At 41.0% G+C, this 14,373-nt stretch carries 12 protein-coding genes; 6 read left to right on the forward strand and 6 right to left on the reverse strand.

Annotated features, from left to right (window positions below; all coding sequences use genetic code 11):
* Nucleotides 1-6: 6 nt before the first annotated feature.
* The 3 genes from E0E36_RS17300 to E0E36_RS17310 form a co-directional block, all read right to left on the reverse strand.
* Nucleotides 7-1,839, reverse strand: coding sequence for an ABC transporter ATP-binding protein (locus E0E36_RS17300; protein ID WP_130857034.1), 1,833 nt, complete (start codon nucleotides 1,837-1,839; stop codon nucleotides 7-9).
* A gap of 76 nt (nucleotides 1,840-1,915) precedes the next feature.
* Nucleotides 1,916-2,428, reverse strand: a complete 513-nt coding sequence (locus tag E0E36_RS17305) for a hypothetical protein (RefSeq protein WP_013665800.1) — start codon at nucleotides 2,426-2,428, stop codon at nucleotides 1,916-1,918.
* Nucleotides 2,429-2,507: 79 nt separating this feature from the next.
* Complete coding sequence (locus E0E36_RS17310) at nucleotides 2,508-3,296, reverse strand: SAM hydrolase/SAM-dependent halogenase family protein (protein WP_130857036.1); 789 nt, start codon at nucleotides 3,294-3,296, stop codon at nucleotides 2,508-2,510.
* 263 nt (nucleotides 3,297-3,559) lie between these two features.
* On the opposite strand from E0E36_RS17310, the gene E0E36_RS17315 reads away from it, so the two are divergent.
* From E0E36_RS17315 to E0E36_RS17330, 4 genes are all read left to right on the forward strand, one after another.
* Nucleotides 3,560-4,522 (forward strand): PhoH family protein, encoded by a 963-nt coding sequence (locus tag E0E36_RS17315; protein WP_013665802.1) that lies wholly within the window; start codon nucleotides 3,560-3,562, stop codon nucleotides 4,520-4,522.
* Between the two features lie 201 nt (nucleotides 4,523-4,723).
* A complete protein-coding gene (locus E0E36_RS17320) occupies nucleotides 4,724-5,680 on the forward strand; it encodes a phosphoribosylaminoimidazolesuccinocarboxamide synthase (protein WP_130857038.1) in 957 nt (318 codons plus the stop codon).
* Between the two features lie 11 nt (nucleotides 5,681-5,691).
* A complete protein-coding gene (locus E0E36_RS17325) occupies nucleotides 5,692-6,081 on the forward strand; it encodes an STAS domain-containing protein (protein WP_013665804.1) in 390 nt (129 codons plus the stop codon).
* Nucleotides 6,078-6,989 carry a ribonuclease Z gene (locus E0E36_RS17330; RefSeq protein ID WP_130857040.1) on the forward strand — a complete coding sequence of 304 codons (912 nt, stop codon included), beginning with the start codon at nucleotides 6,078-6,080 and terminating at the stop codon, nucleotides 6,987-6,989. The genes E0E36_RS17325 and E0E36_RS17330 overlap by 4 nt, the downstream gene beginning before the upstream one ends.
* 3 nt (nucleotides 6,990-6,992) lie before the next feature.
* On the opposite strand, the gene E0E36_RS17335 is transcribed toward E0E36_RS17330, so the two are convergent.
* The 3 genes from E0E36_RS17335 to E0E36_RS17345 form a co-directional block, all read right to left on the reverse strand.
* Nucleotides 6,993-7,964 (reverse strand): MlaD family protein, encoded by a 972-nt coding sequence (locus E0E36_RS17335; protein WP_013665806.1) that lies wholly within the window; start codon nucleotides 7,962-7,964, stop codon nucleotides 6,993-6,995.
* 191 nt (nucleotides 7,965-8,155) lie between these two features.
* Nucleotides 8,156-9,040, reverse strand: coding sequence for an N-acetylmuramoyl-L-alanine amidase family protein (locus E0E36_RS17340; RefSeq protein ID WP_013665807.1), 885 nt, complete (start codon nucleotides 9,038-9,040; stop codon nucleotides 8,156-8,158).
* The gene (locus E0E36_RS17345) at nucleotides 9,040-9,912 is read right to left on the reverse strand and encodes an N-acetylmuramoyl-L-alanine amidase family protein (RefSeq protein ID WP_013665808.1); all 873 of its coding nucleotides are present in this window, start codon (nucleotides 9,910-9,912) and stop codon (nucleotides 9,040-9,042) included. The genes E0E36_RS17340 and E0E36_RS17345 overlap by 1 nt, the downstream gene beginning before the upstream one ends.
* 203 nt (nucleotides 9,913-10,115) lie before the next feature.
* Between E0E36_RS17345 and E0E36_RS17350 the strand changes: the two genes are divergently transcribed.
* Together E0E36_RS17350 and E0E36_RS17355 are read left to right on the forward strand one after the other, a co-directional pair.
* Nucleotides 10,116-12,815 carry a putative LPS assembly protein LptD gene (locus E0E36_RS17350; RefSeq protein WP_242627289.1) on the forward strand — a complete coding sequence of 900 codons (2,700 nt, stop codon included), beginning with the start codon at nucleotides 10,116-10,118 and terminating at the stop codon, nucleotides 12,813-12,815.
* A 170-nt stretch (nucleotides 12,816-12,985) separates the two neighbouring features.
* Nucleotides 12,986-14,236 carry a competence/damage-inducible protein A gene (locus E0E36_RS17355; protein WP_130857042.1) on the forward strand — a complete coding sequence of 417 codons (1,251 nt, stop codon included), beginning with the start codon at nucleotides 12,986-12,988 and terminating at the stop codon, nucleotides 14,234-14,236.
* The last annotated feature ends 137 nt before the right edge of the window (nucleotides 14,237-14,373 follow it).

Here is a 14,373-nt window from a genome sequence, read left to right on the forward strand (position 1 = left end):
TTCAGACTATCCGTTCACTTTTTCTTGTTGAAGATGGCTAAGATAACGATATAATCCTGTTTCACGTTGAATAAGTTCGCTGTGCGTACCGCATTCAATTACCCGGCCCTTTTCGATAACAATAATCTTGTTCGCTTCCCGTATGGTGGAAAGACGGTGAGCAATAATGATCGAGGTACGGTTTTTCATCAGTTCTTCTAAGGCGTTCTGAACTAAGCGTTCTGATTCGGAATCGAGCGATGAAGTGGCTTCATCCAATATAAGAATGGCGGGATCTTTCAACAGTGCCCGCGCAATGGCTATACGCTGGCGCTGCCCACCGGATAGCTTCACACCCCTTTCTCCCACCAAGGTATCATAACCTTCCGGGAAACCCATAATAAAATCGTGTGCATTGGCACGTTTGGCTGCGGCGATTACTTCTTCTGCGTCAGCCTCTAACTTACCATAGGCAATATTTTCACGTATAGATCCTCCAAAAAGCAAAACATCTTGTGGTACAATGGCTACTTGATTTCTTATATCGGTTAACCGATAACTTTCTGCTTTTTTTCCATCAAACAAAATATCGCCTTCCTGTGGTTGGTAAAATCCAAGGATAAGTGATGCCAACGTAGATTTACCGGTACCGCTTGGGCCCACTATGGCTATTTTTTCACCGGCATGGGCGCTGAAAGATATATCTTTTAGAACCGTAATTTCGCTTCTTGAGGGGTAGGCGAACTGTACATGGTGAAACGCGAGATCACCTTTTATACGTTGTTTTATCTCGTTTTCCTCTGGAATTATAGAAACGTTTTCCCTCTTTTCTTCTAACAATTCGATAACGCGCTCTGTGCTGCCTACGGCTTTTTGTACATTGGCGTACAATTCAGGAAAGCTGCCCATAGAACCTGCTACAAATAAAGAAGAGATAATATAGGTAGTAAGGTTTCCAACCGAGAGTTCGCCGGTAGCGATGAGCGAAGAGCCATACCAGATAACACTTACGACTGCACCGAAAATACAAAAAAGAATAAAGGAGGCAAATAAACCGCGATAACTTGCTCCTCGTAGGGCTAATTGCACAACGGCTTTCAGCGAATTCTGATAACGATTCGCTTCATAAGCCTCATTGACAAAAGCTTTTACATTGCTGATACCCTGGAGTGTTTCTTGAACGATGGTGTTCGATTCGGCCAGCTTGTCTTGTGCCTTCCGTGATAAATTACGGATAAATTTACCGAAAAAAACTGCGATGATGACGATAACAGGTAAAATGGATAGGTTGAGCAAGGTGAGCTTGACCGATACAATAAATAAAAAGCTTACGCCGCCAACCAAGAGAATGCTTTGTCGGATCATCTCTGCAAAGGTGGTGGTCATGGTATCCTGTATCTGTGACAGATCAGCTGATAATCGACTATTCAATTCGCCTACTCTTCTATTGGCAAAAAAATCCATCGGAAGCGTAATCAGATTAAAATAAGTATCACGCCTGATATCGGCCAAGGTCTTTTCGGCAACTTCTACAAAGAGCCGGATACGAAAGAAAGATACAAAAGATTGAAAGAACAAAATGGCGAATGCAATAAGACCGATCACTTTAATACTTGCAGGAATAAAGGCTAAACCCTGTTTTCCCTGAGCCGCATCTACCATACCGCCCATGAGCGCCGGGAATGCCAACAAGGAGATACTGGACAAAAATAGAAAAAACAAACCCAGAATAAACTTCAAACGATAAGGTCTAAGGTATCTTAAAAGTTTCTTTACGTTGCGGAGTGATGTTTTGTTGATTTTTGTTTTAGGTAGTTCATCGGTAATTCCGTTTCCACTATTTAATCGAGCACGTGCCATTAATCGAATTATCGGTTTTAAAATAACTTAACATGCAAAGGTAGTGACATAAAAGGGCATGCCTATCACTGTAAAGTCAATTTTTTTTTCGCTTAACTAATAAAAATGATACCGTTGCCAGTGCTAAAAAAGCAATGATGAGCACATTGAGATAGACACTGTTCTGTCTTTTTAAAACATTTACTTCTTCCAGGAGCTGTTCTTGGCTTTTCCGGAGTTTACTGATGGTATTGATATAGCCGGTAATGCGAGAGCCGGATTCCAATGCTTTATTTTCTACTGTTTGCTTTTCAATATCTTTGAAATCCAGTAATGCTTTGGTTTCTTTAAATATATTGTTATCCGTCTTTACAATTTCTTTGAGTATATCAATGGATGCTTGCATATCTTTCTTGGTTTTCAATCCAAAAATGCCTGATCGGGCCCGTAGGCTAGCATCAAATTCACCAAAGCGTTGGCTTCGTTGATCCAATAATCGATTTACCTTTGCCCTTTGTCTTTCATAGGCTGTGCTATCTTCTTGAAAGGACGCAAAGCAATCGTTCATGCTGAGCGTAAATACTAAAATTGTGATTAATTTGTATTTCATTTTCGTTAAAGTATATCAGGAAGTCGGAATAAACTCATACCAGATTAATCTATATGTCTTTTAGCTTATCACGTAAAGCCTATTGCCTTACCGGCTTAAACTCTATGCGAATAATGTCTCCCACCTGTAGACCGAGAAGGCCGCTAGCATTTCCTTTATTAATTGCGATTTCAAGATGATTGCTAATTCCAAAAAGACATAATTTTTCACCCTCCGGTACCTCGTTATAATGCCAGCTTAAGTGTTTTATGGATTCATTGCGACGAAAAAATAGCTCAAAATCCCGATTTTGCTGTATTTGGTTGAAAAGCTCTTTACTGATATTGGTAATAACATTTTGAAAAGAATCGACATAAATAACACTTCCTCTAATGGTGTCGCCGTCTATAATGGGTTGAATAATAACTCTTTTGACAAGCGAATTCACAGGATCTCCGATGTCTTCCATAGTTCCGCCCTTGGCTAAATGGGTTGCCGCTTTGGCGAAGATATCGGTAAGAGGAAAATGTAGAAACTTTAAATCCTGCATGATATTAAGTTCAACGGCCTTCTCCGGATCACCGTCGAGTAGCAAAGAAAATATACCGTTATCAGCCCCCACAAAGTAGTGGCCTTTATACTTGACGGCTAAATATCGTGTATCTTTATTAAAGACGGAGTCAATACCGATTAAGTGAACGGTGTCTTTTGGGAAATATCGGTATGCATTTTTTAAAACAAAGGCGGCTTGTTGTATATTGAAGGGAGCGATATCATGGGACACATCTACCAACCTGACAGTGGGGTATAAACTGATAATACTCCCTTTTAGTGCAGCTTGGTAAAAGTCTTTATGTCCTAAATCTGTGGTTAACGTAATGATGCCCATATCTAAATCTCAGTCCGCTGATAAAATCCCATTTTGCTCCGGAAGGGAGTATTTTAGTACGATTACTATTGATGCAAATACTTTTTTTTATGCACTATAATTAGTAATCTTGCGTAGGGATTTTAAGGTGCAAACCTAGCATGAATTTTTCATATTTAGTTGTGAATATTTCCAAAAATATAAAAAATCCGGTAAGCAGTTATCCGCTAGCATAAAAAGAAAGAGCGCTTAGGAAAAAGCATAAAAAACAAATAAGGCAAAATTTGAACGAATTACGAATTACATTGGAACAGGTGGATCCAGCATTGTTATGGGGCCCCCAGAACGAGCATTTTGAATTGATACGCAAGTACTTTCCGAAATTGAAATTGATAGCTCGTGGCACTGAACTGAAGGTTCTTGGCGATCCGGAAGAGATTAATATCTTTAAAAATAAGTTTGAAGCGATCATCGGACATCTGGAAAAATATAACCATATCAATTACAACGATATCGAGACGGTGTTGGGTGCGACGCCGGCTGTGGTAGAGAAGGAGAGTATCGTAGAGAAAGCAGCTGCTCCTTTTGGAGGAGAACCCATTGTATTCGGTCCCAACGGTATTGTTGTCAAAGCTCGGACCGCCAATCAGCGTAAAATGGTAGATAGTATCCTCAAAAACGACATCCTTTTTGCCATTGGTCCTGCCGGAACGGGAAAGACCTACACCGCAGTGGCCTTGGCTGTGCGGGCGTTGAGAAATAAAGAGGTGAAGCGCATTATATTAACACGTCCTGCCGTTGAAGCCGGCGAAAATCTGGGCTTCTTGCCGGGCGATCTAAAAGAAAAGGTGGATCCTTATTTGCGGCCGCTTTACGATGCGTTAGATGATATGATCCCGGCCGAAAAACTCAAGATGTACTTGGAAAATCGAACAATAGAAGTTGCGCCATTGGCATTTATGCGTGGAAGAACCTTGGACAATTGCTTTGTGATTTTGGATGAAGCTCAAAACACAACGGAAATGCAATTGAAAATGTTCTTGACCCGAATGGGCCCGACGGCTAAATTCATCGTAACGGGCGATGTGACGCAAATCGATTTACCAAAAAAGCAACAGTCGGGTTTGCATAATGCCCTAAAGCTTTTAGATGATATAGAAGGTATTGATATCATCCATTTAAGTGGGGGAGACGTGGTTAGGCATAAACTGGTGAAACGTATTCTGGAAGCTTACGGAGATATTTAGGGCAGAGTTGCCAGTTGTTAGTTGCCAGTTGCCAGTTGCGGGTTGTGAGCTGTAAGCGGTAAGCTATAGGCTGTAAATACATAGAACCTAAGACACAAGACACAAGACGGGAAGTCTTGATACTTATGTCTTGATACTTTTGTCTGCCCGTCGGGGTTTTGATTTTTTACTTTTGAATTTTTACTTTTTAATTGAATAACAGTGAATGCGATAAAGGAAACTCATTTTACTTTTCCAAAACAAACGGCTTTCTACAAAGGGAAAGTTAGGGACGTTTATACGATAGATAATCAATATTTAGCCATGGTAGTATCCGATCGGATATCTGCCTTTGACGTTGTATTACCGAGAGCGATTCCGTATAAAGGGCAAGTGCTCAATCAGATTGCCGCTAAATTTCTGAAAGCCACCGAGGATATTTTGCCGAACTGGGTAATTGACGTACCGGATCCGAGTGTTACCATTGGAAAAATCGCGGAACCCTTTAAAGTGGAGATGGTTATTCGTGGTTATTTATCCGGGCATGCTTGGCGTGAGTATGCGGCGGGGAGACGATCTGTTTGCGGGGAATCATTGCCGGAAGGATTGAAAGAGAATGATAAACTTCCGAAGCCAATTATTACGCCAACCACCAAGGCGACCGTAGGGCACGATGAAGATATTTCTCGGACCGAAATTTTAAAGCAAGGCATTGTAAGTGAGGGGGATTACGTGAAATTGGAGAAATATACCCGCGCTCTTTTCGAAAGAGGCACAGAAATTGCAGCTGCTCAAGGACTGATTTTAGTAGACACTAAATATGAATTCGGGAAAATCGGAGATCAAATCATTTTAATTGATGAAATCCACACACCTGATTCCTCACGGTATTTTTATAAAGAAGGCTATGATGAGCTGCAGAAGGAAGGAAAGCCCCAACGCCAACTTTCGAAAGAATTTGTAAGGAAGTGGCTTATTGAAAATGGCTTTCAAGGGAAAGAAGGGCAATCTGTTCCCATGATGGATGATGAACTCGTGGCATCGATATCCGAACGGTATATCGAATTGTACGAACATATTACCGGTGAAAAATTTATTCGATACGAGATACAGCATATCGAAGAACGTGTAGAAAATAATATTAATAAAGCCCTCGACAGGTTATTGGAAAGGGGATAAAACCAATAGGTATGAAGTTTACAATTGATAAACATGAGCGTTATGTAGTAATTACCCCTCATGAGGAAGTGTTGGATGGTGTTACGGCACCTAAAATTAAGTCGGAATTTGTATTGTTGAATACTGACGGACAACGGAATATTGTGTTGGATTTAACCCATGCGAAAAGCGCTGATACATCTGGCTTACGTTGTGCGCTGACAGCACATAGGCTGTGTCATGCCGCGGGGGGTGTTTTTGTAATCTGCTGCGCGAATAAGGAAATTATGCAGCTTATCGAACTGTCTAACTTGAAAGAAGTGCTAAATGTGGTGCCTTCTTCTAATGAAGCAGAAGATCTCATCTTTATGGAAGAATTGGAAAGAGAGTTTAGGGGACAAGTGGCGACCGATGAAGAATGAGATTTGAGGTAACAATTCTTGGAAGCAATTCAGCTACACCTCTGTTTGGGCGCCATCACACGGCACAGATTCTGAACTGCAACGAGATTGTCAGTTTAATCGATTGCGGTGAAGGTACCCAATTGCAGCTCCAGCGATATGGGATCAAAGCCAACCGTATCAAGTATATTTTTATTTCGCATCTACACGGGGATCATTATCTGGGGCTTGTAGGTTTGATATCTTCCATGCATTTAAATGGAAGAAAGGAAGATTTGCATGTTTTCGGCCCGGAGGGGCTTAAAGAGATAATTGATCTCCAACTTCATTATTCTGAGACTTCTCTGCGATACAAGCTCGTTGTTCAGACGACCAGTCCGCATACGGCGGAAACGATTCTGTCTGATGCGAATTTTGATGTGATGACTTTTCCTCTGAGTCATCGAATTAATTGCACTGGATTTTTATTTCGTGAAAAACAGCGGCTTCCACGTATAAACAAAGACGCCATTGCCGCATTGAACATCCCTACTCCTTATTATCCCTTATTAAAACGAGGTATTGATTATACCGATAATGAAGGTAAGGTTCACCGCGCCGCAGACCTTACCACGCCTGCTCCTGTACCGCGTAGTTACGCATTCTGTTCAGATACGGTGAATATAAAAAGCTATTGGCCTTATATCGAAAAAGTTGATCTTTTATATCATGAAGCTACCTTTTTGCATGATATGTTAGAAAGAGCCGTAGAGACCTTTCATACTACCGCCTTACAGGCCGCAGAAATTGCAAAAGCCGTAGGTGCACGAAAGCTGGTTATTGGACATTTTTCTGCAAGGTATAAAGATTTACAACCGCTTTTAGATGAAAGCCGTACCGTATTTTCCAATACAGAATTGGCTATAGAAGGTGAAACTTTTGAAATTTAGCCCTTATTTCTTTTTTGATTCTTCCTTACCGTCTTTGTCCTTTTTTCCGAACACAGAAAAATGAACATACCTACTGGGATGCTCCCGCAGGTCAATCATCAAACAATCCAGATTTTTGGATGCATTATTTAGATTGTTGTAAAGCTCCTCGTCATTCAACAGCAAACCAACGGATCCTTTGCCGTTATTGATATTGTCAACAATATGTTGTAAATCAGCCACTGCTGCATTTGCATTTTGGATAGTTTGTTGAAAATTTGCTTTAGCCACTTGATCCGTGACACTTTCCATATTCGTTAGAATAGAAGTTATGCGCTCTCCATTATTTTTAAAATTAGCGGAGATGGATTCCACATTGCTTAAAATATTCGAGAGTTTGGTACGCTGCGTGCCAACGATCGCATCTACTTGTGCAGTTGTATGTTCTAACGTATTCAAGGTGTTAGCAATACTAGCAATGCTTCTGTTAAAGTTGCGTTGGAAATCCGCATTTATTGTGTTGTTTATCGAACTCAATACCGAATCCAAAACGGCAACCACTGCCTCTGCTTTTTTTTGTACCGGTTCCACCTGTTCCAAAATATTACGCTGAATGTTTGCCCGGAGCGTATCCCCGTCTTGGGCGTAATCCTTACTGTCTCCGAGTTCAAACACAATGGCTTTACCTCCCAAAAGGTCCGTGCTGGCAATCCTAGCTATCGTATTGGCCGGAATGGCGTAATCTTGATTGATCTTAAATTCAGTCAAGATCTCTCCGTTGGGTTGGAGACTCATCTTTGACACCCGGCCGATTTGATATCCATTTACCATAACCGGTTTGGAAACGCTCAATCCGTCTACTCGGTCATAGGAAGCATAAAATTTATTTTCACTGGTAAAAACATCATTGCCTTTTAGAAAACTGTATCCAATAATTAATACAGCAATGGCTACGGTAGCTAAAATGCCTACTTTGGTTTCGTTAGATATTTTCATTCAAATAATCTTTTTAAGGCAATGAAGCTGAGATGAGCTTTTGATTTTTTACTGTAGCTCATGCAGTTTTCATTGGGTAATGGTCTTTTTCGTTTTATATTTCGTGCCGCTCAATCATGTTTAACCGGCCAGGCTTAAAGCGACGAAAATTGTACACACTCTACCATGAACAACAATCCCTACCAATTTGTTTAGTTTTCTGCCTGCCTCTTATAGCTTTTTATAGCGTTTAGTAAATTCGCTACGATTTCCGATTGACCTTGCGCAGAATTTAAATAGCGCTCTTCATCCGGATTACTGATAAAACCTACTTCGGTTAAGACCGCCGGCATACCAGCTCTTGCTAAAACGGCCAAGCTTAATTCTTTTACGCCTCTGCTGCCCCTACCTGATTTCACATATTCTCCTTCGATAAATGAAGCTAATTTAATACTTTGATCCCGATAAGCATTCTTCATAAGTGAAAAAATAATATAGCTCTCCGGATCCTTCGGGTCGAAGCCGTCATAATTTTCCTGATAGTTTTCTTCCAACAACATAGATGCATTTTCACGAATTGCGGCGTCTTGCTCAGCCAATCGACCGGATCCCGATACAAAGGTTTCCGTCCCGCGGGTAGTGGTATTGGGAGTGCTCACGGTTTTGTAGATAGGCACCCTTTTACCGTTCCTTCTACGATAACCCGTCACGATTCGTTTTTTAATCGAAGGCATGGAATTGCAATGAATGGAAATGAACAAGTCGGCCTTTTTCTCATTGGCTAATCCGATTCGCTCATAGAGAGGGATAAAAACGTCCGAAGTACGGGTATAGATCACTTTCACATCTTTTAGCTCGCTTTGAATGGAACGTCCTAGTTTTAGCGCAATCTGGAGTGCAATATCCTTTTCCACCGAGGTTCTGCCTCGTGCGCCTATATCGTGTGCTCCATGACCCGCATCAATGACAATGGTCTTGATCCGAAAATCTTGATTTTCCGTGTTTTGCTGTAGGTCGCCAAGATAAAATTCAGCAGACCGCACGTTGAAGACGATAAAAAATGTGAAAAGGATAATGGATAATAGCTTTCTATACATTAGTTTTCAATCTGTTTTTTATAGTTTTTTATTGCGTTAACTAGGTTTTCGACAATTTCGGCTTGCCCTTCAGCCGAATTCATATAGTGTTCTTCTTCCGGATTACTTATAAAGCCCATTTCCGTTAAAACCGCAGGCATTCCTGCACGGGCAAGCACTGCCAAACTTTGCTCCTTAACACCGCGATCCAATCGCCCGGCCTTAATGTACTCATTTTGAATGAAAGTTGCCAGTTTTATACTCAAATCTCGGTACTGATTTTTCATTAAGGAAAATATAATATAACTTTCAGGATCTTTTGGGTCAAATCCGTCGTAGTTTTCCTGGTAGTTTTCCTCCAATAACATGGAGGCATTCTCCCGCATGGCAACATCCTGTTCGTCCAATCGTCCGTAACCGGAAACAAAGGTTTCTACACCGCTCACGGAAGTGTTTTGCGAACTAATCGTCTTATATACCGGTACACGTCTGCCCCGCTTATTTCTAACATATCGGGAAACCACTCGTCTGCTGGTATGTGGCATGGAATTACAATGAAGTGAAATAAAAAGGTCCGCCTTATTACGATTGGCAATACCGATGCGTTCATATAATTCTATAAAACTATCATCCGTTCGGGTATAAACGACCTTTACACCCTCAATCTCTTTTTCTATCGCTTTTCCCAATTTCAGGGCAACGGCTAAGGTGATATCCTTTTCCTTTGAAAAGGAACCATGTGTGTTTCCATCCCTCCCTCCATGACCGGCATCAATGACAATTGTTTTTATTTTATAGGTGTTATCATACTTATTTGTCGAACTTTGCGTTGGTATGTGTAATGAGAGTATTAAACAAATGGTTGCCGCAAATCTTGTTACAAACGTAATCATCCAAATCCGTAATCTTGTTTAAAATATATAATGCTATAAAGTTAATCTTATTGTATTAAATTGCTAATAAATGCTTTTATTGAAAACAATTGTAGCAATCGTAAATAAAAAACTGTTAAGTGAAGGAATAGCTATTGCAAGCTGCTATTGCTTTCACTAATTTTGGGCGCCTTAATTTTTTTATACTGCAAAAATAATATTCGTTGTCAAATTTGAAGTCTGTTAGCATCTTTTTTAAAGTTATTTTATTCCTCGCAGGCACAGCGATGCCATTATGGGCATCCGGACAGCAATTTATTGTGCAGGACAGCTTAGGCAGACCGCTAAATTTAACGCAAGATTCTGTTCGCCAAGACAGCATAAAACAAGACTCAACGCGGCAAGATACGGTAAAAAAAGATGGTGAAGCAGGCGGACTCACTTCCGTGGTTTTGAGTAACGCCGAGGATTCCACTCGAACCGATCGAAAAAATAACCAACTTCATTTATATGGCAATGCGAAAATAAAGTATGAAGACATGGAGCTTACAGCTGACTACATCCGGATAGACAATAATACGCGTACGATGTTTGCCAGTGGTATGATCGATCATAATGGAAAATATAAAGGACGGCCTATTTTTAAAACGGCTACGGATCCACCCGTTACCGTCGATTCGTTAATCTTTAATTTCGATAGTAAAAAAGGTAAAACGTATGGGGTCTTTACCGAAATGGACGGCGCGTCCATTCAGGCAAAAGAAATAAAGAAGAATGAATATAATGAGCAGTTTATCAGACATGGCTTTTATAGTACCTGTAATTTGCCCTTTCCACACACGCACTTCGGTATTCAAATGAGTAAGGTTATCCTCACGGAGAACCAGGTAGTCTCAAAAAGTGCCTATATGGTGGTAGAGCAGGTCCCACTACGTTTTATCATGATCCCTTTCGGCTTTTTTCCAAAAACCAATAAAAGACAGTCGGGCATTTTGTTCCCAACTTTTGGAGAGGATTTCAGCAGGGGTTTTTTTATGCGCGATGCCGGATATTATATAGGAATAAATGATTATTGGGATGCTGAGCTACGAGGGAACCTGTACTCAAAGGGATCCTGGGAAGCTAACGCCCGTGTGCGCTATAAGAAAAACTATAAATACGATGGGGGATTTTCACTGCGCTACGCTTACACAAAAAACGGGGAAGAAAATACGCCTGGCTTTTCTCGTGCTAAAGACTTCAATATCACCTGGAACCACTCGCAAAGGCAGGAAGCTAATCCGGGTACAACTTTCAGTGCCAGTGTAAATGCCGGAACCGGTAGTTACTTTTCGAATACGGCTGCTGGCGGATCATATGATTACAATCAGATCACGCGGAATAACATGTCTTCCAGTATCGCTTACGGAAAGACTTTCGCCGATGGAAAAGTGAATTTCACTTCGTCCTTAAGCCATCGACAGGATATCAGTACCGGTGCTGTCAATCTCGAACTGCCAACTTTCAACTTAAATGTGGCTACCTTTAATCCTTTTGATTCAAAGGATCGAGTGGGAGAACAGAAGTGGTATCAGCGTATTACCATGGGCTATAGTATGCAGGGAAAAAACTCGATTAATGCGGGGGATAGTGTTCTGTTCACAAAAGAAACCTTGAAAAAAATGCAAAACGGAATACAGCATAATATTCCTATCAGCATGTCGCTCAATGTCGCCAAGTACTTTCAATTTAACACCAGCGTGAACTATACTGAACGTTGGTATTTCCAATCCATCCGTAAGTTCTATGATAATACGCCACAAGGTTATGAAGAAGTTACCGATACGGTGCAGGGCTTCAACAGAGCTTATGATTATAGCTTTTCCAGTGGATTTTCTACCAAGGTATACGGCCAAAAGAATTTTAAAGGAAAGCTGGCAGCCATTCGCCATGTAATTACACCTTCGATCAATTTTAACTATCGTCCCGACTTTTCTGAATCGAAATATGGCTTCTATCGTGAACAGCGTTATGCTGATGGTACACCCGTCTTGGATAATCAAGGTAGAATTCAAAAATATTCTATTTTCCAGAATGCAATTTACGGAACTCCTAGTGCGGGTCGATCAATGGGTATTGGTTTTTCAGTGGACAATAATATCGAAGCTAAAGTACGTAGTGAAGATGACACCACCGGGACGGGGTTTAAAAAGATCCGGATTTTACAAGGTTTGACCTTTAGTGGAAATTACAATTTTGTGGCCGATTCATTTAAGTTGTCTAATATCAGTTTTTCGGGTAGAACTGCACTTTTTGATGATAAACTGGGGCTGAATTTTAACGGTAGTTTTGATCCTTATCGCTATGAAACATACACAACGCCTGGGAGCTCAACAGTGAGTTATCGAAGGATAAATGAATATGCCATTAAAGGTGGACAGCTGGCAAGGCTTACTCAGTTTGGTTTATCGATGGACTTTAGTTTTAATCCGGCAGCTGCGAAAAGCAGAAATAACAACTTGGATGAAATGAATAAAAATAAAACCAATATGACGCCTGAACAACAACAGGAGTTGGCCCGAATCAGTTCTGATCCAAACGCTTTCGTCGATTTTAACATTCCCTGGAATATTGCGGCTTCTTTTAGTTTCCAATACAGCAAGCCTTTTGCGGAATCGCGTATAACCAGTACCATCAATCTGCATGGTGATTTTTCCATTACTCCGAAATGGAAGGTGCAATATAATACCGGTTATGATTTTCAAATGAAAAAACTTGCTTTAACCCAATTTAATATTTACCGGGATTTGCACTGTTGGGATATGTCTTTTGGCTGGGTGCCATTCGGTACTTATCGAAGCTATACTTTTAATATCCGGGTAAAAGCATCTATTTTACAAGATCTAAAATTGACCAAACGTAACGACTATTATAATAGCTTTTAGGTGTTAGCTGTTAGGATTTAGGCAATAAGCTCTAGGCTGTAAGCGATAGGCGGCTAATTAGGTGTTAGTTAGCTGGAAGTAAATATTGGTTAGTAGGGAGTGAAAGTTGTCAGTTGCAAGTCCCCTTTTTTTAATTTTGACTTTTTAATTTTTAATTTTCGAATTACGTCATGACAGCAGAGATTATAACCATAGGCGATGAAATACTGATTGGTCAAATCGTGGATACCAATTCCGCCTGGATTGCCCAACAATTAAACCATATCGGAATCGCACTGGTGCAAATCACTTCCATCGCAGATCAAGGGGATGCGATTAGGCAAGCGTTAAGTTCGGCTACCTCACGTGCCGATATTATACTATGTACAGGCGGTTTAGGCCCCACAAAGGACGATGTTACCAAGCAAACGTTGGCGACTTATTTTAATACTACCTTGGTTCGCGATGTTGACGTTCTTGCCCATGTCGAATCTATATTTAAGAAGTTCAATAGGCCAATGCTGGAAGTCAATAACAGGCAAGCAGATGTTTTGGCCAACGCCCGGGTTTTGCATAATGAAACGGGCACGGCTCCGGGTATGTGGATTGAGGAGAACGAAAAAATATACATCATTATGCCTGGGGTGCCTACCGAAATGAAGTACCTGATGCAAAACGAGGTGCTACCCAAGTTGCAAGGATTACCTAACCAGTATGCTATTTCCCATCGCTCTATATTAACTGCGGGAATCGGCGAATCTTTCCTTGCGGAGAAATTGCATTCATTTGAAGAAGATTTACCACCACATATCCATTTGGCATACTTACCTAAATTCGGACAGGTGCGTTTACGGCTAACGGGCAGTAGCTTAATGGAGCAGGCTCTCGAAAAAGAAATGGAGGCTTATAGCAGTACACTAATGGAGCTTGTAAAGCCTTATTTCGTTGGAGAAGGCGATGTCTTATTGGAACAACAGTTATTAACGCGTTTAAAAAATCATCAATTAAGCTTATCTACCGCGGAAAGTTGCACCGGTGGCTACTTAAGTCACCTGATTACTAGCCTGCCCGGGAGTAGTGCGGTTTTTAAAGGAGGCGTGGTATCTTATAGCAATGAGTTAAAGGAACAGGTTCTTGGAGTACGGGCTAGCACCTTAGCTGCCTATGGCGCTGTAAGTGAGCAAGTAGCTTTGGAAATGGCGTTAGGAGCTCAAAAAAACTTCAAAACCGATTATAGTATGGCTATTACCGGAATTGCAGGGCCGGACGGTGGAACGGATGATAAGCCGGTTGGGACTGTTTGGATTGCCGTTGCAGGCAAAGAAGGGGCCAAAGCAAAATTATTTAACTTTGGGAAAATACGGTTGCCTAATATTGAACGTTCAGCCGCAAATGCCCTGGTTATGCTTTTTTATCTGCTGAAAGAAGAACTTGTTGACTAGTTATTTGGTTGAGTAGTTAAATAGGTAAGTTGTTGATACCAGTATGATAACCGAACAAAGTGAGTTCATGAACACTTTGGAAATAAGCAGCTAGTGAATAAGCATTGAGGCCGGTACTCGCAGCCGGCAGGCAGGTG

The sequence above is a fragment of the Olivibacter jilunii genome, assembly GCF_900607235.1.
GTDB classification, from domain to species: Bacteria; Bacteroidota; Bacteroidia; order Sphingobacteriales; family Sphingobacteriaceae; genus Olivibacter; species Olivibacter oleidegradans.

What these genes read in the sequence shown, in the direction of transcription:
- E0E36_RS17300 (WP_130857034.1), bottom strand. Translation starts at nt 1,839, where the DNA reads ATGGCACGTGCTCGATTAAATAGTGGAAACGGAATTACCGATGAACTA.
- E0E36_RS17305 (WP_013665800.1), bottom strand. Translation starts at nt 2,428, where the DNA reads ATGAAATACAAATTAATCACAATTTTAGTATTTACGCTCAGCATGAAC.
- E0E36_RS17310 (WP_130857036.1), bottom strand. Translation starts at nt 3,296, where the DNA reads ATGGGCATCATTACGTTAACCACAGATTTAGGACATAAAGACTTTTAC.
- E0E36_RS17325 (WP_013665804.1), top strand. Translation starts at nt 5,692, where the DNA reads ATGAAGTTTACAATTGATAAACATGAGCGTTATGTAGTAATTACCCCT.
- E0E36_RS17330 (WP_130857040.1), top strand. Translation starts at nt 6,078, where the DNA reads ATGAGATTTGAGGTAACAATTCTTGGAAGCAATTCAGCTACACCTCTG.
- E0E36_RS17335 (WP_013665806.1), bottom strand. Translation starts at nt 7,964, where the DNA reads ATGAAAATATCTAACGAAACCAAAGTAGGCATTTTAGCTACCGTAGCC.
- E0E36_RS17340 (WP_013665807.1), bottom strand. Translation starts at nt 9,040, where the DNA reads ATGTATAGAAAGCTATTATCCATTATCCTTTTCACATTTTTTATCGTC.
- E0E36_RS17345 (WP_013665808.1), bottom strand. Translation starts at nt 9,912, where the DNA reads ATGATTACGTTTGTAACAAGATTTGCGGCAACCATTTGTTTAATACTC.
- E0E36_RS17355 (WP_130857042.1), top strand. Translation starts at nt 12,986, where the DNA reads ATGACAGCAGAGATTATAACCATAGGCGATGAAATACTGATTGGTCAA.